This is a genomic window from Clavibacter zhangzhiyongii, from assembly GCF_014775655.1.
GTDB classification, from domain to species: domain Bacteria; phylum Actinomycetota; class Actinomycetes; order Actinomycetales; family Microbacteriaceae; genus Clavibacter; species Clavibacter zhangzhiyongii.
This window is the reverse complement of record NZ_CP061274.1, coordinates 2239981-2265534: the sequence shown is the minus strand read 5'-3', so window position 1 is coordinate 2265534 and position 25554 is coordinate 2239981. Positions and strand designations below refer to the sequence as shown.

Annotated in this window: 24 protein-coding genes and 1 riboswitch; of the genes, 6 read left to right on the top strand and 18 right to left on the bottom strand. The window is 75.4% G+C overall.

Annotated elements, in window-relative coordinates; translation table 11 throughout:
- Window positions 1–7 precede the first annotated feature (7 nt).
- Complete coding sequence (locus tag H9X71_RS10745) at window positions 8–739, bottom strand: DUF1684 domain-containing protein (protein ID WP_191147088.1); 732 nt, start codon at window positions 737–739, stop codon at window positions 8–10.
- Between the two features lie 120 nt (window positions 740–859).
- Here H9X71_RS10745 and H9X71_RS10740 point away from each other — a divergent pair, with 120 nt between their 5' ends.
- Together H9X71_RS10740 and H9X71_RS10735 are read left to right on the top strand one after the other, a co-directional pair.
- Window positions 860–2614, top strand: a complete 1755-nt coding sequence (locus H9X71_RS10740) for a pyruvate dehydrogenase (protein WP_191147087.1) — start codon at window positions 860–862, stop codon at window positions 2612–2614.
- A gap of 47 nt (window positions 2615–2661) precedes the next feature.
- The gene (locus H9X71_RS10735) at window positions 2662–2979 is read left to right on the top strand and encodes a putative quinol monooxygenase (protein WP_191147086.1); all 318 of its coding nucleotides are present in this window, start codon (window positions 2662–2664) and stop codon (window positions 2977–2979) included.
- Between the two features lie 70 nt (window positions 2980–3049).
- Here H9X71_RS10735 and H9X71_RS10730 read toward each other — a convergent pair whose 3' ends face one another.
- From H9X71_RS10730 to H9X71_RS10700, 7 genes are all read right to left on the bottom strand, one after another.
- Window positions 3050–4102, bottom strand: a complete 1053-nt coding sequence (locus H9X71_RS10730; RefSeq protein ID WP_191147085.1) for a DUF418 domain-containing protein — start codon at window positions 4100–4102, stop codon at window positions 3050–3052.
- 177 nt (window positions 4103–4279) lie between these two features.
- Window positions 4280–4924, bottom strand: a complete 645-nt coding sequence (locus H9X71_RS10725; RefSeq protein ID WP_191147084.1) for a response regulator — start codon at window positions 4922–4924, stop codon at window positions 4280–4282.
- Window positions 4921–6099: a sensor histidine kinase gene (locus H9X71_RS10720; protein WP_191147083.1), complete on the bottom strand. Its 1179-nt coding sequence runs from the start codon at window positions 6097–6099 to the stop codon at window positions 4921–4923. Before H9X71_RS10720 ends, H9X71_RS10725 begins: the two co-directional genes overlap by 4 nt.
- Window positions 6100–6147: 48 nt before the next feature.
- On the bottom strand, window positions 6148–7188 hold the full coding sequence (locus H9X71_RS10715; RefSeq protein ID WP_191147082.1) for a zinc-dependent alcohol dehydrogenase family protein: 1041 nt from the start codon (window positions 7186–7188) through the stop codon (window positions 6148–6150).
- A 131-nt stretch (window positions 7189–7319) separates the two neighbouring features.
- Window positions 7320–8243 carry a hypothetical protein gene (locus tag H9X71_RS10710; protein WP_191147081.1) on the bottom strand — a complete coding sequence of 308 codons (924 nt, stop codon included), beginning with the start codon at window positions 8241–8243 and terminating at the stop codon, window positions 7320–7322.
- Window positions 8240–8887 carry a response regulator gene (locus H9X71_RS10705; RefSeq protein WP_191147080.1) on the bottom strand — a complete coding sequence of 216 codons (648 nt, stop codon included), beginning with the start codon at window positions 8885–8887 and terminating at the stop codon, window positions 8240–8242. Before H9X71_RS10705 ends, H9X71_RS10710 begins: the two co-directional genes overlap by 4 nt.
- Window positions 8880–10109, bottom strand: a complete 1230-nt coding sequence (locus H9X71_RS10700; protein WP_191147079.1) for a sensor histidine kinase — start codon at window positions 10107–10109, stop codon at window positions 8880–8882. Before H9X71_RS10700 ends, H9X71_RS10705 begins: the two co-directional genes overlap by 8 nt.
- A 293-nt stretch (window positions 10110–10402) precedes the next feature.
- Between H9X71_RS10700 and H9X71_RS10695 the strand changes: the two genes are divergently transcribed.
- Window positions 10403–11500, top strand: coding sequence for a phosphate ABC transporter substrate-binding protein PstS (locus H9X71_RS10695; protein WP_191147078.1), 1098 nt, complete (start codon window positions 10403–10405; stop codon window positions 11498–11500).
- 117 nt (window positions 11501–11617) lie between these two features.
- Window positions 11618–11992, top strand: a complete 375-nt coding sequence (locus H9X71_RS10690; protein WP_191147077.1) for a DUF6804 family protein — start codon at window positions 11618–11620, stop codon at window positions 11990–11992.
- On the opposite strand, the gene H9X71_RS10685 is transcribed toward H9X71_RS10690, so the two are convergent.
- Window positions 11955–12746 carry an alpha/beta hydrolase gene (locus tag H9X71_RS10685; protein ID WP_191147076.1) on the bottom strand — a complete coding sequence of 264 codons (792 nt, stop codon included), beginning with the start codon at window positions 12744–12746 and terminating at the stop codon, window positions 11955–11957. The genes H9X71_RS10690 and H9X71_RS10685 overlap by 38 nt on opposite strands.
- Window positions 12746–13894 (bottom strand): glutathione S-transferase family protein, encoded by a 1149-nt coding sequence (locus tag H9X71_RS10680; protein WP_191147075.1) that lies wholly within the window; start codon window positions 13892–13894, stop codon window positions 12746–12748. Before H9X71_RS10680 ends, H9X71_RS10685 begins: the two co-directional genes overlap by 1 nt.
- A 291-nt stretch (window positions 13895–14185) precedes the next feature.
- Between H9X71_RS10680 and H9X71_RS10675 the strand changes: the two genes are divergently transcribed.
- Entirely contained in the window at window positions 14186–16318 is a 2133-nt protein-coding gene (locus H9X71_RS10675; protein ID WP_191147074.1) for a DEAD/DEAH box helicase, read from the top strand.
- A 69-nt stretch (window positions 16319–16387) separates the two neighbouring features.
- Here the strand turns inward: H9X71_RS10675 and H9X71_RS10670 are convergent, their stop codons facing one another.
- The 4 genes from H9X71_RS10670 to H9X71_RS15075 all read right to left on the bottom strand — a co-directional run bounded on the left by H9X71_RS10670 (window position 16388) and on the right by H9X71_RS15075 (window position 19261).
- A complete protein-coding gene (locus tag H9X71_RS10670; RefSeq protein ID WP_191147073.1) occupies window positions 16388–16600 on the bottom strand; it encodes a hypothetical protein in 213 nt (70 codons plus the stop codon).
- 54 nt (window positions 16601–16654) lie between these two features.
- Window positions 16655–16831, bottom strand: a complete 177-nt coding sequence (locus tag H9X71_RS10665; RefSeq protein ID WP_191147072.1) for a hypothetical protein — start codon at window positions 16829–16831, stop codon at window positions 16655–16657.
- Window positions 16832–16880: 49 nt separating this feature from the next.
- Window positions 16881–18257: an MFS transporter gene (locus H9X71_RS10660; protein WP_191147071.1), complete on the bottom strand. Its 1377-nt coding sequence runs from the start codon at window positions 18255–18257 to the stop codon at window positions 16881–16883.
- A 113-nt stretch (window positions 18258–18370) separates the two neighbouring features.
- Window positions 18371–19261 (bottom strand): cupin domain-containing protein, encoded by an 891-nt coding sequence (locus H9X71_RS15075; RefSeq protein WP_191147070.1) that lies wholly within the window; start codon window positions 19259–19261, stop codon window positions 18371–18373.
- A gap of 223 nt (window positions 19262–19484) precedes the next feature.
- Here H9X71_RS15075 and H9X71_RS10650 point away from each other — a divergent pair, with 223 nt between their 5' ends.
- Window positions 19485–19829: a hypothetical protein gene (locus H9X71_RS10650; protein WP_191147069.1), complete on the top strand. Its 345-nt coding sequence runs from the start codon at window positions 19485–19487 to the stop codon at window positions 19827–19829.
- 19 nt (window positions 19830–19848) lie between these two features.
- Here H9X71_RS10650 and H9X71_RS10645 read toward each other — a convergent pair whose 3' ends face one another.
- The 4 genes from H9X71_RS10645 to H9X71_RS10630 all read right to left on the bottom strand — a co-directional run bounded on the left by H9X71_RS10645 (window position 19849) and on the right by H9X71_RS10630 (window position 25545).
- Window positions 19849–22119, bottom strand: coding sequence for a bifunctional hydroxymethylpyrimidine kinase/phosphomethylpyrimidine kinase (locus H9X71_RS10645; RefSeq protein ID WP_191147068.1), 2271 nt, complete (start codon window positions 22117–22119; stop codon window positions 19849–19851).
- Window positions 22116–22943 carry a hydroxyethylthiazole kinase gene (gene thiM, locus H9X71_RS10640; protein WP_191147067.1) on the bottom strand — a complete coding sequence of 276 codons (828 nt, stop codon included), beginning with the start codon at window positions 22941–22943 and terminating at the stop codon, window positions 22116–22118. Before thiM ends, H9X71_RS10645 begins: the two co-directional genes overlap by 4 nt.
- A riboswitch (TPP riboswitch) is annotated at window positions 22934–23025 on the bottom strand. Its footprint overlaps the gene before it by 10 nt.
- Window positions 23026–23053: 28 nt before the next feature.
- Window positions 23054–23341: a hypothetical protein gene (locus H9X71_RS10635; RefSeq protein ID WP_191147066.1), complete on the bottom strand. Its 288-nt coding sequence runs from the start codon at window positions 23339–23341 to the stop codon at window positions 23054–23056.
- A gap of 38 nt (window positions 23342–23379) precedes the next feature.
- A complete protein-coding gene (locus H9X71_RS10630; RefSeq protein WP_191147065.1) occupies window positions 23380–25545 on the bottom strand; it encodes a S9 family peptidase in 2166 nt (721 codons plus the stop codon).
- Window positions 25546–25554 lie beyond the last annotated feature (9 nt).

Sequence of the window (25554 nt, the reverse complement as noted above, 5' to 3'; positions counted from 1 at the left end):
CGGCGGCTCAGGCCTCGTCGCGGTAGACCACGCGGCGCTCGCCGGCGCGGACGGCCGCGGTCAGGCGGTTGCCGGCGGGCGGGAGCGGGCAGTTCATCCAGTCGGAGAAGCCGCAGGGCGGGACGACGGCGCGCGTGAAGTCGAGGGTCACGGGTCCGTCGCCGTCCGGGCGGGGGAGGAAGAGGAAGCGGCTGGGCGCGTAGCTCTCGTGGCCGGTGGTCGCGTCGGCGAAGACGAGCTGGAGGCGGTCGCCGTCGGCGAAGGCGCTGAGGCGCACCTCCTGGCCCTCGATCTCCACCACGATGTCGCCCGGCACGGGCAGCTCGCGCGTGCGGCCCTGGTCGGCGATGTGCTCGAACGGGATCACGCGGTCGTCGTCGACGCGCTCGAAGCGGCCCTCGAGGATCCACTCGGGCGCGTACGGGTAGACCTCGATGTCCTCGAACGCGCGGTTCCGGGGGCTCGCCGCGTCCCACAGCCGGTAGCCGTGCTCGGGCTCGCCGGTCTCGAGCGACGTGCGCTCGATGCGGGTGAGCTGCACGGTGTCGGGCTGCCCGTCGAGCGCCTCGAGGTCGCTGACCTCCTGGCCGGGGGCGAGCCACGTCGTCTGGATGAGCGCGAGGCTGCCGAACGGGCTCGTCACCGCGGCGAGGCGCGCGCGGTGCCAGGCCTCGTAGCGGGCGAGGTCGTCGGGGTCGGTGGCGTCGGAGCGGGCGGCATCGGTCGTCGTGTCGGTCACCTGAGGGTCAACGCGCCCGGTCCGGCCGCATTCCCGGAGCGCGCGTCGCGGAGCGCCCGCACCCGGAGGTCGCGCGGAGGCGGCGGGTATTGACTGGATCCACCGACGGAAGGACACCCCATGGCACGCACGGTCGCCGACCAGCTCATCGCCCAGCTCATCGAGGCGGGGGTGAGCCGCATCTACGGGGTCGTCGGCGACAGCCTCAACCCCGTCGTGGACGCCGTGCGGCGCACGGGCGGGAGCCGCAAGGGCGGCATCGACTGGATCCACGTGCGGCACGAGGAGGCGGGCGCGTTCGCCGCCTCCGCCGAGGCGCAGCTCACCGGCAAGCTCGCCGTATGCGCGGGATCCTGCGGACCCGGCCACCTCCACCTCATCAACGGCCTCTACGACGCGCACCGCTCGGGCGCGCCCGTGCTCGCCATCGCCAGCCACATCACCACGAACCAGATCGGCTCCGGCTACTTCCAGGAGACCCACCCCGACCGCCTCTTCGTCGAGTGCTCGCACTACACGGAGATGATCTCGACCGCCGTCCAGGCGCCCCGCGTCGTCGACCAGGCCATGCGGCACTCCCTCGCGCTCGGCGGCGTCAGCGTCATCACGCTGCCGGGCGACGTGGCCGAGTTCGAGGCGGAGGGCGAGGCGCCCGCGTTCTCGCTGCCGCGCCGTCCCGCGATCGTGCCGGCCGAGGAGGACGTGCGCGCGCTCGCCGCCGCCATCGACGAGGCGGAGCGCGTCGCGATCTTCGCGGGGCGGGGCGCGGGGTCCGCGCACGCCGAGCTCATGGAGCTGGCCGACAGGATCGCCGCGCCCGTCGGCCACTCGCTGCGCGGCAAGGACGTGATCCAGCAGGACAACCCGTTCGACGTCGGCATGACGGGCCTCATCGGCTACGGCGCGGCGGCCGCCGGCATCTCGGGCGCCGACCTGCTGATCCTCATCGGCACCGACTTCCCCTACGACCAGTTCCTGCCCGGCAAGGAGGTGCGCACGGCGCAGATCGACATCGCGCCCGAGCGCCTCGGCCGCCGCACCGACGTCGACATCGCGATCCACGGCGACGCGCTCTCCACGATCCGCGCGGTCCTGCCGCTCGTCGAGCGGAAGACCGACCGGCGCTTCCTGGAGGAGCTGCTCGAGGAGCAGGAGAAGAAGGTGGACCAGGTCGTCGGCGCGTACACCTCGAAGGCCGAGAAGCTGAAGCCGATCCACCCCGAGTACGCGGCCAGCGTCCTCGACGAGGTCGCGGCCGACGACGCCGTGTTCCTCAGCGACACCGGCATGTGCAACGTCTGGAGCGCGCGCTACCTCACCCCGAACGGCCGGCGGCGGATGCTCGGCTCGCTCGTGCACGGCTCGATGGCGAACGCGCTCCCGATGGCGATCGGCGCGCAGATCGCGCACCCCGGGCGCCAGGTCGTCTCCATCTCGGGCGACGGCGGGCTGTCCATGCTGATGGGCGAGCTCGTGACGGTCGCCGCGTACGGGCTGCCGGTGAAGGTCGTCGTGTTCAACAACTCGACGCTCGGGCTCGTGAAGGTCGAGATGCTCGTCGACGGGATCCCCGACTTCGGGGTCGACGTGCCCATGGTCGACTACGCGGCGGTCGCGGCGGCGCTCGGGATCCACTCCCAGCGCGTCGAGGACCCGACCGACATCCGCGGCGCCCTCGAGGCCGCGTTCGCGCACGACGGCCCCGCGCTCGTCGACCTCGTGACCGACCCGATGGCGCTGTCGATCCCGCCCGAGATCACCGCCGCGCAGGTGAAGGGCTTCGCGCTCTCCATGTCGAAGATCGTGATGAACGGCGGCGTCGGCGAGGCCGTGAAGCTCGCCCGCTCGAACCTGCGCAACATCCCGCGTCCGTGAGCGAACCCGCCCACGTCGTCCGTCCCACCCCGAACACAGGAGATCCCATGTCCCAGCCCGTCGTCGTCACCGCCGTCTTCACGCCCGTCGAGGGCAAGCACGACGAGGCGGTCGCCGCCCTGTCCCGCGGCATCGCCGAGGTCCACGAGGAGGACGGCTGCGAGGTCTACGCGATCCACGACGCCCCCGACGGCACCATCGTGATGCTCGAGAAGTGGTCGTCGGGGGAGGCCCTCGACGCGCACGGCGCGGGCGAGGCGGTCGCGCGCATGGGCGCGTCGCTCGCGGGCCTCATCACGGGGCCGGCCGTCGTCACGCGGCTGGCGCCCATCCCGGCCGGGTCGGAGCTGCAGGGCGCGCTCTAGTCCGCGACCGCGAGCGACCGGCGGAGGCGGGGGTGGGCATCCGCCGGCCCGCCGCGTCCGCCGATCCCCGTCAGCCCGCCCGGCGGAACGGCGCCCGCGTGCCCCAGGTGCCCCAGCGCCACAGCCACTCCAGCGGCCCCTGCGTGAAGGCGCGGAGCCACAGCGCGCTCGCAGCGGCCTGCACCGCGAGGATCACGACGACCGCGAGCAGCATGGGCGTCCACGACGTGGCGTGCGGCAGGTCGAGCAGGGCCCCCGCCGCGAGCATGAGCGGCGCGCCCGCCACGTAGTTGGTGAGCGCCATCCGGCCGAGCGGCGCGAACACGGCCTCGAGGGCGCGGGCCGCGCGGGTCGTCATGAGCAGCGACAGGAGCGCGACGTACGCGGCGGCGAGGGCGAGACCGGCAGCTGCCGACTCCGTGCTGAAGCCGGAGTCGGCGATGGTCGTGACCTGCCAGGCGAGGAGTGGCGCGGCGGCCAGGAGCGCGACGACGAGCACCACGGCGGATCCGCGCCGCGACCGCCCGATCGCCGCCACCACGCCGTAGCGCGTCAGGGCGGAACCGGCGAGGAGCATGCCCGGCACGAGCGTCAGCCCGCCGCCGGCCACGACCACGCTGACCACGACGAGCGCGACCGCGGCCACGGCCGTCAGGGAGCGCGGCAGCCACGTGCTCGGCAGCAGCACCACGAGGCCGGCGAGCGCGTACGGCAGGAGCGCCGATCCGTGCTGCAGGAACTCGAACGGGATGGCGATCGCGAGCAGGATCAGCAGGCGCCGGAGCAGCACGACCCGCGGGCGGGCCGACCGGCGCTCGGCGGACTCGACGATGAGCGCGAAGCCGATGCCGAACAGCAGCGCGAACACGGGGAAGAAGCGCTGCTGCACGAGGAGCTGGAGCCAGCCGCTGGTGGATCCGAGCGCGGCCATCTCGTAGAAGCCGGCCGCGGTGCCGAAGCGCGTCTGCGGGCCGATGTTCACGAGCATGATGCCGCAGAGCGCGACCCCGCGGATCACGTCGAGGGCGGCGACGCGGCCGGTGACGCGGGAGGCCGGGGCGGCGTCGGGGCCGGCGTCGGCGGCGGGCCGCGTCGCGGGCGGGCGGGGTGGCGTGGTGGTCATGCGGGCCTCTCGTCGGCGGGGTCCGCGTCTCGGGCCGACCGCCGTGATCCATGCTCGGGCGGCGCGCGCGGGGCGGCATCGGCCGTTCGGCCGGTCTGCGGCGACCGCGGCATCGCAGCACGGCGTCGCCTCGCGGTCGCGCCCTTACCGCAGTGCCCTCGCCGCAGCGCCCTCGCCTCAGGGCCGCAGCAGCCCCGAGCTCCACGCCCAGGCGGCGATCTCCACGCGGTTCCGGGCGTCGAGCTTCGCCTGGAGGGATCCGAGGTGCGACTTCACCGTGCCGAGCGAGATGACGAGCTCCGCCCCGACCTCCGCGTTGGTGAGCCCGCGGCCGACGAGCTCGGCCACCTCGATCTCGCGCGCGGTGAGGTCGGGGTGCAGCGTCGTCGCCGACCGCGGCGCGAGGTGCCGCAGCAGGCGCACGGTCACCGACGGGCTGATCAGCTGGTCACCGGAGTGCGCGGCCCGCACGGCCTCGACGAGGAGGCCGGCGCCCGCGTCCTTGAGGAGGAAGCCGGAGGCGCCCGCGCGGAGCGCGCCGTAGACGTACTCGTCGAGGTCGAAGGTCGTCGCGACCACCACCTTCACGGGGACGCGCGCCCGGGATCCGGCGAGCAGCCGCGTGAGCTCGAGCCCGTCCATGCGCGGCATGCGGATGTCGACGACGGCGACGTCGGGCCGCAGCCGCTGGGCCGCCTCGAGGGCCTCGAGGCCATCGGCGCAGGACGCGACCACCTCGATGTCAGGCTCGGGCGCGAGGATCCCCTCGAGGCCGCGGAGCACCGAGGGGTGGTCGTCGGCGAGCAGCACGCGGATCGTCATGCGCCGGCGTCCCGGGGGAGCGTCGCGCGCACGGTCCAGGTGCGGTCGACGACGCCGGCCTCGAGGGTCCCGCCGAGGATGGCGGCGCGCTCGCGCATGCCGACGAGGCCGAGGCCCGGGGAGCCGGGCACCGGGTCGGCGCCCGCGCCCGCCGGGTCGAGGGGGCTCACGACGGTGACGACGACGGCGTCCCGGTCGGGATCCTCCGCGAGCGCCACCCGGATCCGGTCGGCGCCAGGCGCGTGCCGCGTCGCGTTCGTCACGGACTCCTGCACGATCCGCGCCGCCGTCGCCCGCACCTCCGCCGGCACGGGCGCGCGCGTCGTGTCGTCCAGCTCCGCGCGGCGACCGGGGGCGGCGGACTCCCAGCGGTCGAGGAGCGCGCGGATCCCGTCGTCGGGGTCGTCGGTGAGCTCGGGATCGCGCTCCACGCCGGTGTCGCGCAACGTCCGCACCCAGCGCCGCATGCTCGCGAGCGCCTGGCCGCCGGCCTCCTCCATGCCCGCGAGCTCCGCGTCGAGCGCGCTGCCGGGGGCGTCCGCGCGGCGGCGGGCGGCCTGGGCCAGCAGGATCATCCCGGTCACCCGGTTCGTGAAGTCGTCGTGCAGGTCGCGCGCGAGCCCGTCGCGCTCGCGCTGCGTCGCCACGGCGAGGGCGAGGCGGCGCTCCGCGTCGGCGTTCCGCAGCGTGACGCCGACGGCGAGCGCGCACGCGACCACGGCGACCAGCAGGATCCCGAAGGTGGGGGCGTCCGCCGACAGCAGCCGCACCGGGAGGGCCACGGTCGCGAGCGCCACGAGCGCGACCGCGGCCGCGCCGCGTGCGCCGGCGGCCCGGCGCGTGGTCGTGATCACCGCGACGAGCAGCACGAGGCCCTCGCTCAGGGCGAAGGGCGCGCGGATCCCGGCGGGCGCGAGGGCCGCGGTGGCGAGCGTGGCCAGCGTCGCGGCCGCGGAGAGGGCGCCGACGGTCCACGCGGGGACGGTCCGACGCGCGATGAGCACGGCCAGCGCGACCACCGCGAGGAGGTACGCGGCCTGCCCGACGGATCCGGACAGCGCCGCGTCGAGGAGCACCAGCCCGGCGAGGGCGCCGCCGTAGCCCACGCGCACCGGACGGGGGAGCGCGCCCCCGGCCGTCGTCCCGGGGGAGCGGCGCGCGGGGGACGGGGTCACCCCGCCAGCATCGCAGGCCGATGAGCGGGGAGGCGCCGTGCGGCGCCCTCAGCCCACCTCGACCAGCGTGATCCCCGCCGAGCGGTCGCCCGACGCGAGCGCCTCGAGCGCGGCCGGGGCGTCGTCGAGCGGGATCCGGTGCTCGATGAGCAGCTCCGGGCGGAGGGCGCCGGACGCCACGAGCGCCATCAGCTCCGCGTAGTCGTGGGCGGGCATGCCGTGGCTGCCGTGCAGGCTCAGCTCCTGGCCGATGATGGTCGGCACGGGCACCGTCGGCTCGCTCGCGAACAGGCCGATCTGCACCTGCCGTCCCAGCGGCGCGAGCGCGAGCAGGCTCAGCCGCAGCGTGGACTCGCGGCCGAGCGCCTCCACCGACACCTGCGCGCCGTCGGGCGCGACGGCGCGGATCGCGGCGAGCACCTCCGCCTCGGACAGCCCGGACGAGTCGATCGTGCGGGCCGCGCCCACCTCGGCGGCGCGCGCGAGGGCGGCCGGGTCGATGTCGACCGCGATGACCTCCGCGCCGACGGCGACGCCGATCATCACGGCGCTGAGCCCGACCCCGCCGCAGCCGACGACGACGAGGCGCTCGCCGCGCTCGAGCCGGGCGCGGTGCACGAGGCCGCGGAAGGCGGTGGCGAAGCGGCAGCCGAGGAGCGCGGCGGCGCCCGCGTCGAGGTCCTCGGGGACGGGGATGAGGTTCACGTCGGCGTCGTGCAGCGCGACCAGCTCGGCGAAGGACCCCCAGTGCGTGAAGCCGGGCTGCGTCTGGTTCCGGCACACCTGCCCGTTGCCGGCGCGGCACTCCTCGCAGCGGCCGCACGCGCAGACGAACGGCACGGTGACGCGGTCGCCCACCCGGAAGCGCGTGACCTCGGGGCCCGCGGCGTGGATCCGCCCGACGAGCTCGTGGCCCGGCACCTGCGGGAGGGCGATCCCGTCGTCGTGCCCGAGCCAGCCGTGCGCGTCGCTGCGGCAGACGCCCGTGGCCTCGACGCGGACGACGACGCCGCGGGGGGAGGGGACGGGATCCGGCAGCTCGCGGACGACGGGCGTCTCGCCGAACCGCTCGTAGACGACGGCGCGCATGGGGGCTCCTCGGGGCAGGCGGGGCCCGACGGGATCGGGCGGACGGGCCCGTCCACGGTATCCGACGGCGCGGGCCGCCCCGTCGCGCGGGGCGACCTGCTCCTGCGGAGGCGGAGTGGGAGGCCCGGTCCTCAGCCGCGGTCGGCGAGCAGCACCTCCCGCACGGCGGCGGTGGTCGCCGCGACCTGCCGGGCGCGCCCCGAGGAGAACAGGGCCGCGTCGGCCTCGGTCACGAGCGACTCCTCGCGCCACTGCGCGTCGTACAGGGCGGCGCGGTAGCCCGTCGACGCCTGGCAGGAGGCGTCGGCGCGGGCGAGCGCGATGTCCTCGGAGGGTGCGTCGGCGTGCTCGGGCTCGAGCAGGGTCATCGGATCCTCGGGCAGCGGGCGTCCCCGGTCACGGAGCTCGTCGGCGGAGGACCCGGCCAGGCAGCCGCGCCAGGCGTCGGCCGCCGCGCCGACCGCGGGGTCGCGGAGGGCGCGCTCCCGGGCGTCGGCACGCAGCTCGAGCGCGCGCATCTGGATGCCCTGGTTCGTCGAGGCGCTCGCCCAGATGCCCTCGCGCACGCCGGGGAGGCACGCGTCGAGCGCGCGCCCCCGGGCGGGGTCGCCGTTGCGCGCCGTCCGCCGCTCCCGCAGCTCGGCGCGCGCCGGATCCACCACCGGCCCGTGGCCGTACCGGGCGGCGCGCCCCTCGTCGAGCGGCGGGGCGACGAGGCGGCCGTCCGCGTGCGACGCCGGGGCGAGGAGCACCGCCGGGTCGAGCGCGGGCGCCTCGTCCGCGATGCCCTGCGCGGCGAGGCACGGACGCAGGCGGATGTCCTCCGCGACGTCGATCGCGTCCATCGGGACGCCCACGGTCGCGTCGAGCGGCATGGTCCACGCGGCCGCGTCGCGCGCAGTCGGATCCGCGACCGGCTCGGTGCGGGGCGCCGGCGCGTTCGCGACGGCGACGCCGACGAGGCCCGCGGCGACCACGATGGCGACGACGCCGCGCGGGGTGCGGATGCGGCGGGCCAGGCGCCCGGCGGACGCGCGGATGGGGGATGCGTTCACGAGCGCACCAGTCCTCTCTCATGGGCGAAGACGACGACCTGCAGGCGGCTCCGGAGGCCGAGCTTCGCGAGCACCCCCTGCACGTGCGTCTTCACGGTCGACTCCGAGACGAACGACGCCTCGGCGATCTGGCTGTTGGTGAGCCCGCGCGCGACGAGCAGGAAGGTCTCGCGCTCGCGCGGCGTCAGCGCGTCGAGCGCGGCGACGTCGGCGCGGGGCGGCGGGGCGCCGAAGTCGCGCAGCAGCTCCTCCGCGTCGCCCGTGACGTCGCCCGCCGCGGCCGCGCGCACCGTGGCGAGCAGCACCTCGGGTCGCGCGTCCTTGGTGAGGAAGGCGGAGGCGCCGGCCCGGGCGGCCGCCTGCACGGCGCGGTCGTCGCGCATCGTCGTGAGCACGACCACGCGCGGGGCGTCGGCGGCGCCGTCGCGGAGGGAGGCGGTCGCGGCGAGGCCGTCGAGGACGGGCATGCGGAGGTCCATCAGCACGACGTCGGGCTCCTCGCGGCGCACGAGGTCGATCCCGGCGCGTCCGTCCTCCGCGATGCCGACGCACTCGAGGTCGTCGGCGGCGTCGATCTGCATGCGGAGCCCCTCGGCGAACAGCCGCTGGTCGTCGACCACGGCGACGCGCACGCGGTCAGCCACGGGGCACCGCGGCGGGATCGGCGGCGGGCGCGGCGGCGACCCCGTCCGCGGGGAGGTAGGCGGTGACGACGAACCCGCCCGCGTCGTCGGGCTCGGCCGTCAGCCAGCCGCCGCCGATCCGGGCCCGCTCGCGCATCCCCGCGATCCCGGCCCCGGCGCCCGGGAGCGAGCCCCGGCCGACGAGGGGCGCGGTGCCCGAGGAGCGGATCAGCAGCGCGAGCCCGGGCCCGCGCCAGTCGAGGACGACGCTCGCCCGGCTCCGGGGCCCGCCGTGCTTGAGGGCGTTCGTCAGGCTCTCCTGCACGATGCGGTAGACGGCGAGCTGCTGCGCGGGTCGCAGCGCCGGCCGTGCCCCGAGCTCGTCGAGCGTCACCTCCATGCCGACCTCGCGCATGCGCTCGACCAGCAGGGGCGCGTCCTCCAGGGAGAGCAGCTCGTCGCCCGCCTCGGTGATGCGCTCGACGAGGCCGCGCACGTCGGCCAGCGCGTCGCGCGCGACGCCGGAGATCGCGGTGAGCGCTCCGCGCACCACCTGCGGCTGGCGGTCGGACAGCGCGGTCGCGCCCTCGGATTGCGCCACGACGATGGTGAGGGCGTGGGCGACGGAGTCGTGCACGTCGCGGGAGATGCGGGCGCGCTCGAGGCCGAGGCGCAGCTCCAGGTCGGTCTGCGCGAGGCGGTCCTCCGCCTCCACGAGGACGCGGCCGAGCCGGCCGACCCGGACGGCGGCGCCGAGGCCCGCGCCGAGCGCCCCGCAGACGACGACGGCGCCGACGGCGGCGAGCACCAGGAGGACGGTCGGGTCGGACGCGGACGCGGCGCCCACCCAGGCGCTCGGGCCCGATGCCGATCCCGCGCCGAGGGCGAGCGCCGCGAGCGCCGCCCCGACGGCGCACGCGGCGGGCGACACGACGCGCAGGCGACGGCCGCCGGTGGCGCCGACGAGGAACGCGACCACCCCGATCGCCGCGTGCATCGGCCAGGTCGTGCCGTCCACGGGCGGTGCGTACCCGGCGACCTGCAGCGCGGGGAGGACCACGACGATCGCGAGCGACGCGGCGGGCATCCACACCGCGAGGGCGACGGCCGCGCCGTACGCGACGGCCAGCGTGGCGACGCCGGCGAGCCCCGAGCGCTGCGACTCGGCGGCGATCCAGAAGGCGGCGGAGGCGGCGCCGACGAGCGGCGCGGCGACGGCGGCGAGGAGACGGGGAGGCGACATGGGCCCAGGCTAGGAGCGCGCCGAGCCCGCGGGCCGTCTGGGCCGCGGACTTCATCCTCGCGACGGAGACGCGCGCCGGATCCCCGCGCGACGGCCGCCGCCGACGCCCCCAGTCCGAGGGCCATGCCCCGTGTTCCCGCGGAGGATCCGCATTCCCGCACCTGAGGGATCCCGCCCGGCAACCCCGCGTCCACCTCCCGTATCCCGCGCAGGGGATCCGCCTGCATAGCGTCGCCCGCGGCCCTGCACCGGCCGAGTGACCCCATCCGACCACCCCTGGAAGGCTCCCCCACGTGAACAGCACCCGCCTCACCGGCGCCGCGGCCCTCGCCGCCGCCGTCGCCCTCGCCCTGTCCTCCTGCGCCGCCAACGAGCCGCCCGCCGACAGCGGCGACGCCTCCGCGTCCACGCTCGAGGGCACGCTCAACGGCATCGGCGCCTCGTCGCAGGGCTCCGCGCAGGAGGCCTGGACGAAGGGCTTCCAGACCGCGAACGCCGGCGTCACCGTCAACTACTCGCCCGACGGATCCGGCGCCGGACGCGAGGCCTTCATGGCCGGCGGCCAGAACGCCATGTTCGCGGGATCCGACCGCGCGCTGAAGACCGACGAGCTCGAGGGCGCCTTCGGCCAGTGCGTCGACGGCACCAAGCCCATCGACGTCCCCGCCTACATCTCGCCCATCGCGATGATCTTCCAGATCGACGGCGTCGACGAGCTCAACCTCGACCCCGCGACCGCGGCCGGCATCTTCAAGGGCACCATCGCGAAGTGGGACGACCCGGCCATCGTCGCGCTCAACCCGGACGCCACGATGCCCGACGCCCCCATCACCGCGGTCCACCGCTCGGACGACTCGGGCACCACCGAGAACTTCGCCACCTACCTCAACACCGCCGCGCCGGACGTGTGGGACGCGGAGCCGGACGGCGTCTGGCCCTACCAGGACGGCGAGGCGGCCCAGGGCACGCCCGGCGTCGTCGACGCGGTCCGGGGCGGTGCGAACGTCATCGGCTACGCGGACGCGTCCAAGGCCGGCGACCTCGGCGTCGCGAAGATCAAGGTCGGCGACGAGTTCGTCGGCTTCTCCCCGGAGGCGGCCGCGGCCGTCGTCGAGGCGTCCCCCGAGTCCGAGGGCCGCGAGGAGAACGACATCGCCTTCGACCTCGACTACACGACCGAGGCCCCGGGCGTGTACCCGATCGTCCTCGTGAGCTACCTCATCGCGTGCCAGGAGTACGCGGACCCCGCCGTGGGCGAGCTCGTCAAGGCGTACCTCGGCTACGTGACCAGCACCGAGGGCCAGCAGGTCGCCGCGGACGAGGCCGGCGCCGCGCCGCTCTCCGAGACGGTCGCCGCGCAGGTGAAGACCGCGGTCGAGTCCATCAAGTAGGCAGGACCCGCACGACGGACGCCCCGCCTCGATCCCCGCGGATCGAGGCGGGGCGTCCTGCTGCGTCGGGGGAGGCGCGCGCGGCTCGCGCCCGGCGCCCGCTGGCAGACTGGACGGGTGACCCGCACCCCCGCCGCCCCCGCGTTCACCCGTCCGTCGCTCGCGCCCGGGCTCCTCGGCGCCATCGTGCTGCTCGCCGGCTTCGCGGTGATCGACGGCGACCTCTTCACGGTCGTCCGGTTCGCGGTCGCGATCCTCGCGCTCATCATGATCGTGTTCTCGGTGCGCGCCCGCAGCTGGTGGAGCGCCGCGCTGCTCGCCGCGGTGGCCGTGATGTGGAACCCCGTCGCCGTGATCCCCGTCGAGGCCGTCACGTGGCAGTCGCTGCAGTACGTCGCCGCGATCGTGTTCATCGCGGCGGGCATCCTCGTGAAGGTGCCCGTGGAGGCGGACCCTACGCCGGGCCGACCCCGAACGCGCGCTCCTCGGTGAGGCCGCGACGGAGGTAGGCGACGACCTCGTCGAGCGAGCGGCGGGCGAGCGCCGGGTCGGCCGCCGGGTAGGCGAACCAGCCTCGGTCGGCGCGGGGGATCCGCACGAGCCGCGTCTTCGTCCCCGCCGCCTTGAGCGCCGCGACGCCCGCGGCGACGTCGTCGATCCGCGGATCCGCGGCGCCCACGTGAACGAGCGTGTCCGGGAGCCGGTCGCGGCCGTGGCCCTGGCGGTCGGAGGCCGCGGCCGTCGGCACCTCGCCGGACGGGCTCACGAGCACGAGGCGGAGCACCGCCGGGCCGTCGGCGTCCCGGGCGAGCGCGGTGATCCGCAGGGCCCGGTCGGCGCCGGGGCCGTCGCCCAGGATCCCGAGGCGCTCGGGGGTGCCGTACCAGCCGGCCGCGTGCGACGCGATCCAGGACAGGCCCGCGAGCGCGGTCGCGTCGTCGTCCGCGGGCATCGCGACGACGACGGCCCCGAGGTCGCGCGCGAGCGTGGACGGGAGCCAGTCCCCGTCGTGCCGGGCGAGGACGACGAGCACGGGCGCGCCCGTCTTCGCGTCGTCGTGGCCGGGCGGCATCCAGACGGAGATGTCGAGGGGGAGGCCCTGGGTGCCCGCCCGATGGCGGACGACGCGCGTGCCCGCGGCGGCCGTGCCCCGGAGGGAGCGGGCGACGGCGGGGATGCGGCGGATGGCGACGCCGAGGATCCGACGCCTCGGCGTGAGCGTGGCGGCGGCGGTGCGCTTCGCCATCAGGCGCGACCCGCGGAGTCCGCACCGGCCGACCCGGGCACGGGCGTCCCGGAGACGGCGGCACGCGCCTCGGACGGCCGGGTCGCGCGTCCGCCGCGCGGCACGGCGCCGTGGCCCTCGGGCACGCGCTCGTCCTCGCGCACCGGGCCCGGAGGGGTCCCGTCGCCGAACGGGCGGCCGCCCAGCTCCTCGCGCCCGTGCGGCTCGAGCCAGCCCCAGGTCTCGGGGCCGACGGGCACGACGCGGGTCGGGTTGATGTCGGTGTGCGTCAGGTAGTAGTGCTGCTTGATCTGCACGAAGTCGATGGTGTCGCCGAAGCCGGGCGTCTGGAACAGGTCGCGCGCGTACGCCCACAGCACGGGCATCTCGTCGAGCTTCTGCCGGTTGCACTTGAAGTGCCCGTGGTACACGGCGTCGAAGCGGGCGAGCGTGGTGAAGAGGCGCACGTCGGCCTCGGTGATCGTGTCGCCCACGAGGTAGCGCTGGCCCGCGAGGCGCTCGCTCAGCCAGTCGAGCCGGGAGAAGAGGCGGTCGTAGGCCTTCTCGTACGCCTCCTGCGATCCGGCGAAGCCGCAGCGGTACACGCCGTTGTTCACGTCGCGGAAGACGAGGTCGGCGACCTCGTCGATCTCCGCGCGCAGGTGCTCGGGGTAGAGGTCGGGCGCGCCCTCGCGGTGGTGCTCGGTCCACTCGGTGGAGAGGTCGAGCGTGATCTGGGGGTAGTCGTTGGTGACGACCTGGCCGGAGGGGACGTCGACGAGGGCGGGCACCGTGATCCCGCGCGGGTAGTCGGGGAAGCGCGCGAGGAACGACTCCTGCAGGCGCTCCGTGCCGAGCACCGGGTCGCGGCCGTCGGGGTCGAGGTCGAAGGTCCAGCTGCGGGCGTCGTGCGTGGGGCCGGGCAGGCCGAGCGAGATGGCGTCCTCGAGCCCGAGCAGGCGGCGGACGATGACCGAGCGGTTCGCCCACGGGCACGCCCGCGCCGCGACGAGGCGGTAGCGGCCGGCCTCGACGGGCCAGCCCTGGGATCCGTCCCGCAGGATGCGGTCCTCGATGTAGTTCGTGTCGCGGGTGAACTCACCCTCCTCGACGTAGCGGCCGGGGGCGCCCGCCTCGTTGGTACCGGTGGGTGTCGCCTGATCCGTCATGCATCCACCCTAGGCCGGGGCCGCTCCCGGCGACCGGGCCGAGCCGCGCCGCGCACCACGGCGCACCGGGGCCCCGCCGTGCCCTAAACTCCTCATGTGCCCGTCCTCCCCGAGGCGGCCGGGCGCAGGCGGCGGACCCGCATCCCACCCCCGACCCGGAGCCCCCGGTTGCTCGAGGAAGGTCCCCTCGCCACCGTCCGACCGCACGCGTCACCGTGCGCGACGGACGCGAAGTCCTTCCGATCCGGGAGCGCAGGCGCGGCCTGGCACCGGCAGTGAACAAGGAGTTGCATGGCTCGCACCGGCCAGCGGCGGTCCTCCGCCCGCACGCGCACGATCGACAACGAGGGACTGATCCCGGTCCTCGCGCGCGCCGTGCGCGAGATCGAGCAGGCCGCCCAGCGCGGCAAGCTCAAGCCCGTCAACCGCACGAAGTTCCAGGTCATCGCGGTGCTGATGCGCGAGGAGCGCACGCACGCGAAGGACCCGGCCACGCCGCTCAGCGACTCCGAGCGCGCCGAGACGCTGAAGCGCCTCGACGGCATCGCGAGCATCCTGGCCCGCACGGCCGCGCGCGACACCTCGGTGCTGCCGCTGCTGGATCCCGACGCCAAGCTCTCCGAGACCGCCCGCGCCATGCGCAAGCACATGCTGTTCGACGGCGGCGTCGAGATGGTCGTCGAGGACGAGCCCGAGCCCGAGCCCGAGGATCCCGCGCTCGCCAAGCTGCACGAGCGCCAGGTCGTCCCGCCGTCGGTCAAGGCCCGCGTGCTCGCGAACCCGTTCCTCGAGCCCGACCTCGACCGGCCCGCGCCCGCCGCCCCGCCCACGCGCCTGCTGGCGAACTGGGAGCTGCTCGGCCCGCTGTTCAAGTCGTTCGAGTACGGCGCCGGCGGCGGCATCGCGAGCATGGACCTGCCCGAGAGCCCGCGCATCGACCGCCTGTCGCCGCACGGCCTCGAGCTCATGCGCCACCAGGCCCGCTTCCTCGAGAGCGTCCGCCTCGGCCACCGCGAGTTCCTCCTCGCCGACGAGCCCGGCCTCGGCAAGACCGCGCAGGCGCTGCTGGCCGCGTCGGTCGCCGACGCGTACCCGCTGCTCGTCGTCGTCCCGAACGTCGTGAAGATGAACTGGAAGCGGGAGGTGGAGCGCTGGACGCCGCACCGCCGCGCCACCGTGATCCACGGCGACGGCCTCGGCCTCGACGCGTTCGCCGACGTGGTCATCGTCAACTACGAGGTGCTCGACCGGCACATCGGCTGGCTGCGCACGCTCGGCTTCCGCGGCATGGTCGTCGACGAGGCGCACTTCATCAAGAACCTGCAGTCGCAGCGCTCGAAGTTCGTGCTCGCGCTCGCCGAGAGCATCCGCCAGCGCCAGTCGGCGCCGCTGCTCATGGCGCTCACCGGCACGCCGCTCATCAACGACATCGACGACTTCCGCGCCATCTGGCAGTTCCTCGGCTGGATCGACGGCGACAAGCCCACCTCGGTCCTCATGGGCGAGCTGGAGGAGGCGGGCCTCACGCCGGCCGACCCCGGCTTCTTCGCCGAGGCGCGGCGCGCGGTCATCGACCTCGGCATCGTCCGCCGCCGCAAGATCGACGTGGCGACCGACCTGCCCTCCAAGCGCATCGCCGACCTGCCCGTCGAGCTCGACGACGACCTGGGCCGCTCCATCCGCCAGGCCGAGCGCGAGCTCGCGGCGCGCCTCGTCAAGCGCTTCACGGCCCTCGTCGGGGCCCGCGGCACGACCGTGCCCGACGTCATGGACGGGCCCGCCACGGAACGCGCGCACCTCATCCGGCTCGTCGCGCAGTCCGAGCTCGACGAGGCCAAGGCGCAGAAGACCGGCGAGAACGTCTTCACCATGGTCCGCCGCATCGGCCAGGCGAAGGCCGTGCTCGCGGCCGACTACGCCGCGCAGCTCGCCCGTTCGGTGGGCAAGGTCGTGTTCTTCGCGAAGCACGTCGACGTGATGGACCAGGCCGAGGCCACGTTCGCGAAGCGCGACATCCGCTCGGTCTCCATCCGCGGCGACCAGTCGCCGGCGGCGCGCCAGAACGCGATCGACTCCTTCCAGAACGACCCCGAGGTGCAGGTCGTGGTCTGCTCGCTCACCGCGGCGGGCGTCGGCCTCAACCTGCAGGCGGCGTCCAACGTCGTGCTCGCCGAGCTCAGCTGGACGAGCGCGGAGCAGACGCAGGCCATCGACCGCGTCCACCGCATCGGCCAGGAGGAGCCCGTCACCGCGTGGCGGATCATCGCGGCGCAGACGATCGACGCGAAGATCGCGGAGCTCATCGACAGCAAGGCGGGCCTCGCGGCGCGCGCGCTCGACGGCGAGGACTTCGACGAGGCCGGATCCACGTCGGTCCAGCTCGACGCGCTCTCGCACCTGCTCGAGGAGGCGCTGGCCGCGTAGCCGGCGCGCCCCGCACGACGACGCCCCCGCGACCTGCTGGTCGCGGGGGCGTCGTGCGTGAGGTGGCCGCTAGCCGCGGTCGCCGCGTGCCCTGTCCGCTGCCCGGCGGATCAGGTAGGCGGCGGCGAAGACGAGGACGCCGGCGACGAGCGCGGGCCCGAGGTGCTCCGTCGCCGGGTCTCCGCGGACCAGCGGCACCACGACCAGCTGCGACATGAGGACGAAGGCCGTGAGGACGGCCGCGTCGCGGAGGGCGCGACGACGGGCGGTGGCGGGAGGCATCCGCCCAGGATGCGCAGCGGACGGGCGCGGCGTGCGGATGCTCCCCAGCGCCGATCAGCCGCGCTCGGCCCTCTTCCGCTCCCGCTCGGCCTTGCGGGCCGCGCGGCGCTCGCGGGCGACGGCGTCCTGGGCGTCCTGCGTGGGATTCGAGCGGGAGGTGCCGATGACGGCGAAGACGATGAGGATCACGACCGGGATGATCGCGAGGTAGATCAGGTTCGACAGCTCCACGCGCGCTCCTCGGGTCGGGACTCCGAGCGTACCGACCGGATACCCGCGCTCAGTCCTCGAGGGCCGCGCCGCGGAGGTCCGGCAGGGTGAGCGCCGCGACGGCCGCCAGCGCGAAGACCGCGGCGAACACGCCGAACGGCAGGGCGACGCCGCCGAGCGCGAGGAGCGGCGGCACGCACAAGGGCGCGACGATCGAGGCGAGACGGCCGAAGCCCGCCGCGCTGCCGGCGCCCGTCGCGCGCACGCGGGTCGGGTAGAGCTCCGGGGTCACGGCGTAGAGCGCGCCCCACGCGCCGAGGTTCGAGAACGACATGAGGGCGCCGAACACGAGGATCGAGGTGACGTCGTCGGCCGTGCCGAAGAGGCCGGCGGCCACGGCGGATCCGGCGAGGAAGACCGCGAGCGTCACGCGGCGCCCCCACCTCTCCACGAGCCAGGCGGAGACGGCGTAGCCCGGCAGCTGCGCGAGCGTGATGAGCAGCGTGTACCCGAACGAGCGCACGAGCGAGAAGCCCTGCGCCACGAGCAGCGTCGGCAGCCAGATGAAGGCGCCGTAGTAGGCGAAGTTGACGCAGAACCACACGACCCAGAGCGAGAGCGTGCGGCGGCGGAGGCGGGCGCCGAAGAGGCGCTCGCGGGGCGCGGCGTCGGCTGCGGCGTCGGCGGCCTCGGCGCCGTCGGCCGGATCCGGATCGAGGGTCGCCGCGTCGTCGTGGCCCGGGCTCGGGGCCGGAGCCCGTCCGGCTGCGGACTCCAGCGCGCGCACGACCCGCTCCGCCTCCGCGTGCCGGCCCTTCCCCTCGAGGAACCGCACCGACTCCGGCAGGCGCAGCCGCACGACGATCGCCCACACCGCGGGCACGGCGCCGAGCGCGAGCGCCCACCGCCAGCCGTCGTCGCTCGCGGGGATCACGAGGTAGCCGATGAGCGCGGCGGCCGTCCAGCCGACGGCCCAGGAGGACTCGAGGATCACGATGACGCGGCCGCGGATCCGCGCCGGCGCGAACTCGCTCACGAGCGTCGACGCGACGGGCAGCTCGGCGCCGAGCCCGAGGCCCACCACGAAGCGCAGCGCGATGAGCGCGCCCACCGACATCGCGAGCGCGGAGACGCCCGTGGCCAGCCCGTAGACGAGCAGCGTGAGCGCGAAGACCTGCCGTCGGCCGAGCCGGTCGGCGAGGAGCCCGCCGACGCTCGCGCCGATCGCCATGCCGAGGAACCCGGCGGACGCGACGAGGCCGAGCTGGCCCGCGTCCGCCTCCCACACGACCGCGAGCTGCGCGATCACGAACGAGATGAGCCCGACGTCCATCGCGTCGAGCGCCCAGCCGACGCCGCTGCCGCCGAGGATGCGGGAGTGCGGGCGGGTCCACGGGAGCCCGTCGAGGCGCTGGGCGCGGGTGGGCCGCGAGGTGGTCGTGGTCATGGTCGTGGCCTCCGGGAGGGCGCTCAGGTGGATCGCGCCCCTCGCGGGGAGGAGGAGGCGCTCGCGGTGGATCGAGCGTAGCGCCGGGGCGGGCCGCGGCCCGCCCCGTGACGTCAGCGCTGCCGGACGCGCTCCGCGAGCTCCTCGAAGACGGCCGCGTGCGTGACCCGGAGCTGCTCCCACGACGCCGTCATGTCGACGTGCTCGGGATCCGCGACCACCTGCGCGAAGCCGTGCTGCGCGCGCGGCACCGCGTCGCCGGGGAGCACGAGCGACTGGATGAACGCGCCCGTGTCGTCCGAGAAGGTGAGCGTGTGGCTGGCGACGTCGCGGTTCCAGTCGTCCGACGGCCAGGAGAGGAACGCGACGTGCCGAGGCGCGACGCCCTTCCCGGCCGCCGAGACGTAGCTGCCGTAGTGCTCCTCGCCGGGCGAGAGGATCTTGTACGCGCCGTTGTCGAGGTACACGAGCAGCGCCTCGTCGAAGGGCTTCTCGCCGTACATCGCCGTGTAGCGGAGGGCGTGCACGAGCACGGGCGCGCCGAGCGGCACGTGGTGCGCGGCCGCCGGCGTGGCGGTCGGCGTCGCGACGGACGCGGGCACGGCCGGCTGCAGGAACTCCTCGTCGGTGACGTGCGCGCCCCAGCCGGTCGCGGCGATGGGGTCGTCGCCGTCCTCCAGCACCGCGATGTGCTCCATGGGCGCGTGCGCGGTGGCGCCGTGCCAGTGCTCCTCGCCCGCCTCGATGTACGCGGATCCGCCGGGACCGACCTCGACCACCCCGCCGTCGCGCGTGCCCACCCGGGCGATGCCCGAGGTCACGTGCAGGGTCTGCCCGAGGACGTGCGAGTGCCAGACCGTGCGGGCGCCCGGCGCGAAGGTGACGGCCGCGACGACCGCGCGCTGTGCGGGGGTCTGCGGGGTGGAGATCCAGCGGAGGCGGACCTCGCCCGTGAACTGGTGGGCGGGCATCGTGACGGCGGGGGTCTCGGCCTGGACGCGCATGCGGGGTCCTCTCTGTCGGGCACGCGGGATGCCCGGGTCGTGGAACGGGGAGCCCCGGCGCGGTGATCGCGTCGGGGCACGGGCATCCTCCCGCGGGGGCGGCTGGGAGCGGGCCGGGGCGTCCCCAGGGCGTCGGGCCCGGTGCGGTGGACGAGGCCGGAGCACGCGCCCCCGTCGTCGCGACCGCTGGCGCGCCCGCGACGATGTCCCTACGCTCGGCGTCATGCCCGCGCCCCAGGTCGACGCCCCACCGCCCGTGCGCGCGCGCCTGCTGCCGGCGCCCCTGATCCTCCTGTGCGGCCTGGTCGTGGTGCCCGCGGCCATCGCCCTCGCGGCGAACAGCTGGTCGACGCCGGACGCGCCCGCCTACGTGCGGATGGCGTTCGCCACGGTCGCGGGCGTGGTCGTCGCCGTCGCGTCGGTGCTGGTGCTGCTGGTCGACCGTCTGGTGAAGCGCGCCCCCGCCGGCACCATGGTCGCGCTCACGATCTGCGTCCTGCTCTGGGCGTCGAGCACGCTCGCGGCGACGAGCGACGTGCTGCTGCAGCGACTCGCGCAGCTCCGCTGACGCAGGTCCTCCGCGCGGATCAGCCGAGCGCCTCCGGAGCAAGGAAGAAGTCGCGCTCGTACGCGGAGGAGAGCCGCGACGCCTCGAGCATGGCCGGGCGCCGGAGCGGGCCGGCGAGCGCCGCCGCCTCGTCCACCAGCTCGACGGCCCGACGCGTGGCGGCCGCGAACGCCGGATCCCCGTACGTCGCGAGCCACCCGCCGTACGGGTGCGCGTCGCCCGACGCCGTCGCCGCCGCGCCGGCCGCCCGGAGGCGCGTGCCCACGTCGGCGTAGATCGTGTAGCAGGGCAGCAGCGCGGCGACGAGCACCGCGTAGTCGCTCGTCGCGGCGTGGGCGAGGAGGTGGTCGACGTAGGCGCGCGTCACGGGCCCGGCCACCGCGGGCGCGGGGTGCCGGGCGAGCCACTCCTCGTGCAGGGCCGACTCGGCGGCGATGGCGTCGGCGGCCGCGCGCGCCCAGGTCACCTGCGCGTCCGGTGTGGGCGCGAGCTGGCTCGCGCGGGCGAGCATGCGCGAGTAGGCGCGGAGGTAGATCGCGTCCTGCGCGAGGTAGTGCGAGAACCACGCCTCGGGCAGCGTGCCGTCGCCGAGGCGGCGGACGAACGCGAGGTCGTCGATCTCCCGGCGGAGGTCCGCGGATCCCGCCCACATCTCCCGCGAGACGGGCCCGGCGTGGGTGCCGGCCGCGTCCCACAGGGCGCGCAGGTGGTCGAGCGGGCCGGCGCCGCGGCCCACGTCGAGGCCGTCCGCGTGCACGAGCGATCCCGTGAGCCAGCCCTTCGCCTCCGTGAGGGCGACGAGCCAGTCGCCGCGGCGCGGGTGCAGCGTCGCGAGGGCGCTGGAGAGGGAGCAGCCGGTGCCGTGCGTGCTGGTCGTCGCGATGCGCGGGCCGTCGACGACGTCCACCGCCGTCCGCGAGCCGTCCGCGCCCGGGGTCACGAGCGCGTCCGGGCAGTCCTCCTCGCGCAGGTGCCCGCCCTTGACGATCACGCGCACGCCGTGGCGGTCCGCGAGCGCGCGCCCCTGCCCGAGCGCCCGGTCCCAGCCCTCGGCCTCGGGCTCGCCGAGGAGCGCGGCGAGCTCCGGCAGGTTCGGGGTGACCACGTCGGCGAGCGGCAGCAGGCGGCGGAGCGCGTCGGTCGCGTCGTCGTCGAGGAGGGCGTCGCCCGACTGCGCGACCATGACGGGATCCAGCACCACGACCGGCGGCCGCGTCGCGCGCAGCCAGTCGGCCACCTCGTCGACCACGGCGGCGGATCCGAGCATGCCGATCTTCACCGCGTCGATCGCGACGTCGTCCGAGACCGCGTCGAGCTGCGCGCGCAGGAACGCGACGGGCGGCACGTGGATCTCCCGCACGCCCATCGTGTTCTGCGCCACGAGCGCCGTGACCACGGCCATGCCGTAGCCGCCGTTCGCCGCGATGGACTTGAGGTCGGCCTGGATGCCCGCGCCTCCGGTCGGATCCGTGCCCGCGATGCTGAGGACGCGGGGGACGCGCGTGGGGTCCGCGGCCGCGGGTGGCGTGCTCTCCTCACGGGCGTTCGCGTCGACCGCATCCGCGGCGCCCGAGCGCGTGCCCGTCGCCCCGGCCGCGCGCACCCGCGCCCACGCCGCCGCGAGCTCGCGCGCCGCCGCCTCCGGGTCCTCCGCCGCGCAGATCGCCGACACGACGGCCGTGCCCGCGCCGCCGGCCGCCGCGACGGCGTCCACGTCGTCCACGTCCACGCCGCCGATCGCGACGCACGGCACGGGGGAGAGGCCCGCGATGATCCCGAAGCCGTCGTGCCCGAGCGGCGCCGGGTGGTCGGGCTTGGTGCTGGTGGGGCGGATCACGCCGACGCCGAGGTAGTCGACCGTGCCCGCGGGCAGCGCGCGCACGGCCTCGACGTGCGCGGGCGTGTTCGCGGTGAGGCCCACGACGAGGCGGCGGTCGGGGCTCGCGGCGTCGAGCATCCCGCGGACGAGGGCGGCCGGCACGTCGGACTGGCCGACGTGCACGCCGTCGACGCGGGCACCGCGGGCGAGGGCCGCGAGGACGACGTCCACGCGGTCGTCGACGACGAGCAGCGGGCGGGCCGCGTCCGGGTGCGCGGACGCGTGCGCGTCGATGGCGTCGGCGGCGGCCGTCACGGTCGCCAGCAGGTCGGCCGCGCTCGCGTGCTTGTCGCGGATCTGCACGGCCGTCGCCCCGCCCGCGACCGCCGCCGCGACGACCGCGGGCACGCCGCGCTCGCCGCACAGGGCCGGGTCGGTGACGAGGTAGACGGAGAGGTCCAGCGCGGTCACGAGAGGCGCTCGCGCCGGGCGACGAGCTCGGGCATGACGGCGTCGAGCGCGTCGAGCAGCGCGACGGCGAAGGACCCCGGCCCGCGGGCGCCCTCGGCGGCGATCTCCGCGGCGATCGTGTAGACGCTCGTCGCGGCGACGGCGGCCCGCAGCGGATCCGGGTCCGTCGAGGCGAACGCCGCCATCACGGCGCCGAGCGCGCAGCCGCCGCCCGTGACCTTGGTGAGGAGCGCGTCGCCCGTGTGCACGCGCACCGTCCGCGTCCCGTCCGTGATGTGGTCGACCGGTCCCGACACCGCGACGACCGTGCCGTAGGTGCGCGCGAGGAGCTTGGCTGCGTCGAGCGCCGCCTCCACCTCGTCGGTCGCGTCGACCCCGCGGCCGCCCGCCCCGCCGGTCGCGAGCGCGATGATCTCCGACGCGTTGCCGCGCACGATCGTCGGCGACAGCGCCACGAGCTCGTGCGCGAGCCGGGTCCGCACCGGCAGGGCGCCGACGGCGACCGGATCCAGCACCCACGGCGTCCCCGCCTCGCGCGCCGCGTGGGCGGCCTCGACGGCGGCCTCGCGCTGCTCGGCGTGCGGCGTGCCGAGGTTCAGGAGCACGCCCGACGCGATGCGCGCGAACGGCCCCGCCTCGGTCGGCACGTCCGTCATCGCGGGCGCGGCGCCCAGCGCGAGGAGGACGTTCGCGGTGAAGCCGGTGACGACCGCGTTGGTGATGCACTGCACGAGCGGCGTGCGCTCCCGCAGCCGGTGGAGGAGGTCCGCCGAGGCGTTCCCCGTCCCCGTGATCTCGTCGATGGACGGGCGCGCAGCGCTCATGATGACATCCCTCCGCCGGTGCTAACCGGATCAGGTGCGACGGGTCTCATCTCAGCCCTCGTGGGCACCCCGTGTCAGGGATCCACCCTAGGGGCAGCGGGCGAGCGCACCTACTCCCGGCGGTCGCCTCCGCGTCTGGCCTGACGCGCTCGCGGACGGCGTAGGCCGACGGCCCGCGTGACCGCGACGACGAGGCCGATCAGGGCGGAGGCGAGGCCGAGCAGGATCGCCGTCATCTCCACCGACGTCATGGCCGTGATCCGCAGGTACAGCGACGTGTCGATCTCCCCGTAGAGGGCGTCGAACATCGAGAAGCGGGTGAGGTAGCCGAGGCCCGCCGTCACCGCTGCCGTCATGCCGGCGGCGATGAGCACGGCGGGGATCACGGCGGAGGTCACACCCGAGGATCGCGATGACGGCATCGCGGAGACCCGCCTCAGGCGAGCCCCGCCACGTCGAGCACCCACGCGTAGTCGGAGGCGCGCTCGCGCCACGCGTCGTAGCGGCCCGACTTGCCGCCGTGGCCGGCCTGCATCTCGGTGCGCAGCAGCACGGGGGCGCCGACCTCGCGGAGGCGGGCGGTCCACTTGGCGGGCTCGACGTAGAGGACGCGGGTGTCGTTGAGGCTCGTGACCGCGAGGATCCGCGGGTACTCCACGCCCTCGCGCACGTTCTCGTACGGCGTGTACGACTTCATGTACGCGTAGACCTCGGCGTCGTGCAGCGGGTCGCCCCACTCGTCCCACTCGATCACGGTGAGCGGCAGCGACGGGTCGAGGATGCTCGTGAGCGCGTCCACGAACGGCACGCCCGCGAGGATCCCCGCGAAGCGGTCGGGCGCGATGTTCGCGACCGCGCCCATCAGCAGCCCGCCGGCGCTCCGGCCCTCGGCGACGAGGCGGTCGGGGCTCGTCCACCCGCGCGCGATGAGGTGGTCGGCCGCCGCCACGAAGTCGGTGAAGGTGTTGCGCTTCGTGAGCGTCTTGCCCTCGTCGTACCAGCGGCGGCCCATCTCGCCGCCGCCGCGCACGTGCGCGATGACGAACGCCATGCCCCGGTCGAGCAGCGACAGCCGCGCGATGGAGAACGACGGGTCGATGCTCGCCTCGTACGAGCCGTAGCCGTACAGCAGGAGCGGTGCGGGCGTGCCGGGGTGCACGAGGCCGCGCTTGTAGACCACCGACAGCGGGATCTCGGTGCCGTCCTCCGCGGTCGCCCACTCGCGGGTCTGCACGTAGTCGTCCGGGTCGTAGCCGCCGCGCACGGGCTGCTGCTTGAGGAGGCGGAGCTCGCGGGTGGCGAGCACGTAGTCGTAGGTGGTGGCCGGTGTCGCGAGGCTCGTGTACCCGAGGCGCACGGTGGGCTGCGCGAACTCGGGGTTGCCCGCCGTGCCGACCGTGTAGATCGGCTCGTCGAACGCGATCTCGTGCAGCTGCCCGCCGTCGAGGACGCGGTCGAAGGGGATCACGCCGACCCGGGTGAGGCCCTCGCGGCGGTAGGAGATGACGAGGTGGTCGGCGAACGCGCTGGCGTCCTCGAGGCGCACCTCGTCGTCGTGGGGGATGACGACCTGGCGGTCGGTGGTGGAAGTGGGGTCGTCGGCGGGCACGTCGATGAGCTCGAAGTTGGTGGCGCCGTCGTTGTGCAGGATGAGGAGCCGGTCGCTGCCGTCGATGACCGCGTGGTCGACGTCGTACTCCACGCCGTGGCGGCGCGGCCAGACGGGGCGGAACGCGCCCGTGGCATCGCCGGCGTCGAGCAGGAGCACCTCGGTCGTGATCTTCGAGCCCACCTCGATCACGAGGTACTGGCGGCTGCGGGTCATGCCGAAGCCCACGAAGTAGCTCTCGTCGGGCTCGGTGAACACCTTGACGTCCTGCGCGGCGGGCGTGCCGACGCGGTGGCGCCACACGGTGTCGGGGCGCCAGGCGTCGTCGACCGTCACGTAGAAGAGGTGGTCGCCGTGCGCCGAGAAGGTGGCGCCGTGGCTCGTGCCGGGGATCTCGTCGGCGAGGTCCTCGCCCGTGGCGAGGTCGCGGATCCGCAGCGTGAAGCGCTCGTCGCCCTCGACGTCGGTCGAGTACGCGAGGAGCGATCCGTCGGGGCTGACCTCGAACGCGCCGAGCGAGAAGAACTCGTGGCCGTCGGCCTCGACGTTGGAGTCGAGGAGCACCTGCTCGCCGGGGACGGCGGCGCCGTCGGCCGCGGGCTCGATCGCGGGCGGGGTCCAGTCGTCGGGGCCGGCGACGGGACGGCGGCAGCGGATCGCGTACTGCGACCCCTCGACCGTGCGGGCGTAGTACCACCAGTCGCCCTCGCGGACGGGGACCGAGAGGTCGGTCTCCTGCGTGCGGTCCTTGATCTCCGTGAAGATCGCCTCGCGCAGCGGCTCCAGGTGCGCGGTCCTGCCGTCCGTGTACGCGTTCTCGGCCTCGAGGTACGCGATGACGTCGGCGTCGTCCTTGTCGCGCAGCCACTCGTACCGGTCGACGAACGTGTCGCCGTGGAACGTGCGCTCGACGGGGCGCTGATCCGCGACGGGCGGGGTGGAGGAGGACTCGGATGCGGGGGAGGAGACGGCCGGGATGGCGGGGTCGGTCATCCCGCCAGC

Coding starts and splice junctions, on each gene's coding strand:
- H9X71_RS10700 (WP_191147079.1), bottom strand. CDS start 10,109: ATGTCGCCTCCCCGTCTCCTCGCCGCCGTCGCCGCGCCGCTCGTCGGC.
- H9X71_RS10660 (WP_191147071.1), bottom strand. CDS start 18,257: ATGACCACGACCACCTCGCGGCCCACCCGCGCCCAGCGCCTCGACGGG.
- H9X71_RS10715 (WP_191147082.1), bottom strand. CDS start 7,188: ATGCGCGCCGTCGTCTACGAGCGGTTCGGCGAGACGCCCGTCGTCCGC.
- thiM (WP_191147067.1), bottom strand. CDS start 22,943: ATGAGCGCTGCGCGCCCGTCCATCGACGAGATCACGGGGACGGGGAAC.
- H9X71_RS10740 (WP_191147087.1), top strand. CDS start 860: ATGGCACGCACGGTCGCCGACCAGCTCATCGCCCAGCTCATCGAGGCG.
- H9X71_RS15075 (WP_191147070.1), bottom strand. CDS start 19,261: ATGCGCGTCCAGGCCGAGACCCCCGCCGTCACGATGCCCGCCCACCAG.
- H9X71_RS10680 (WP_191147075.1), bottom strand. CDS start 13,894: ATGACGGATCAGGCGACACCCACCGGTACCAACGAGGCGGGCGCCCCC.
- H9X71_RS10725 (WP_191147084.1), bottom strand. CDS start 4,924: ATGACGATCCGCGTGCTGCTCGCCGACGACCACCCCTCGGTGCTCCGC.
- H9X71_RS10735 (WP_191147086.1), top strand. CDS start 2,662: ATGTCCCAGCCCGTCGTCGTCACCGCCGTCTTCACGCCCGTCGAGGGC.
- H9X71_RS10650 (WP_191147069.1), top strand. CDS start 19,485: ATGCCCGCGCCCCAGGTCGACGCCCCACCGCCCGTGCGCGCGCGCCTG.
- H9X71_RS10685 (WP_191147076.1), bottom strand. CDS start 12,746: ATGGCGAAGCGCACCGCCGCCGCCACGCTCACGCCGAGGCGTCGGATC.
- H9X71_RS10730 (WP_191147085.1), bottom strand. CDS start 4,102: ATGACCACCACGCCACCCCGCCCGCCCGCGACGCGGCCCGCCGCCGAC.
- H9X71_RS10675 (WP_191147074.1), top strand. CDS start 14,186: ATGGCTCGCACCGGCCAGCGGCGGTCCTCCGCCCGCACGCGCACGATC.
- H9X71_RS10670 (WP_191147073.1), bottom strand. CDS start 16,600: ATGCCTCCCGCCACCGCCCGTCGTCGCGCCCTCCGCGACGCGGCCGTC.
- H9X71_RS10630 (WP_191147065.1), bottom strand. CDS start 25,545: ATGACCGACCCCGCCATCCCGGCCGTCTCCTCCCCCGCATCCGAGTCC.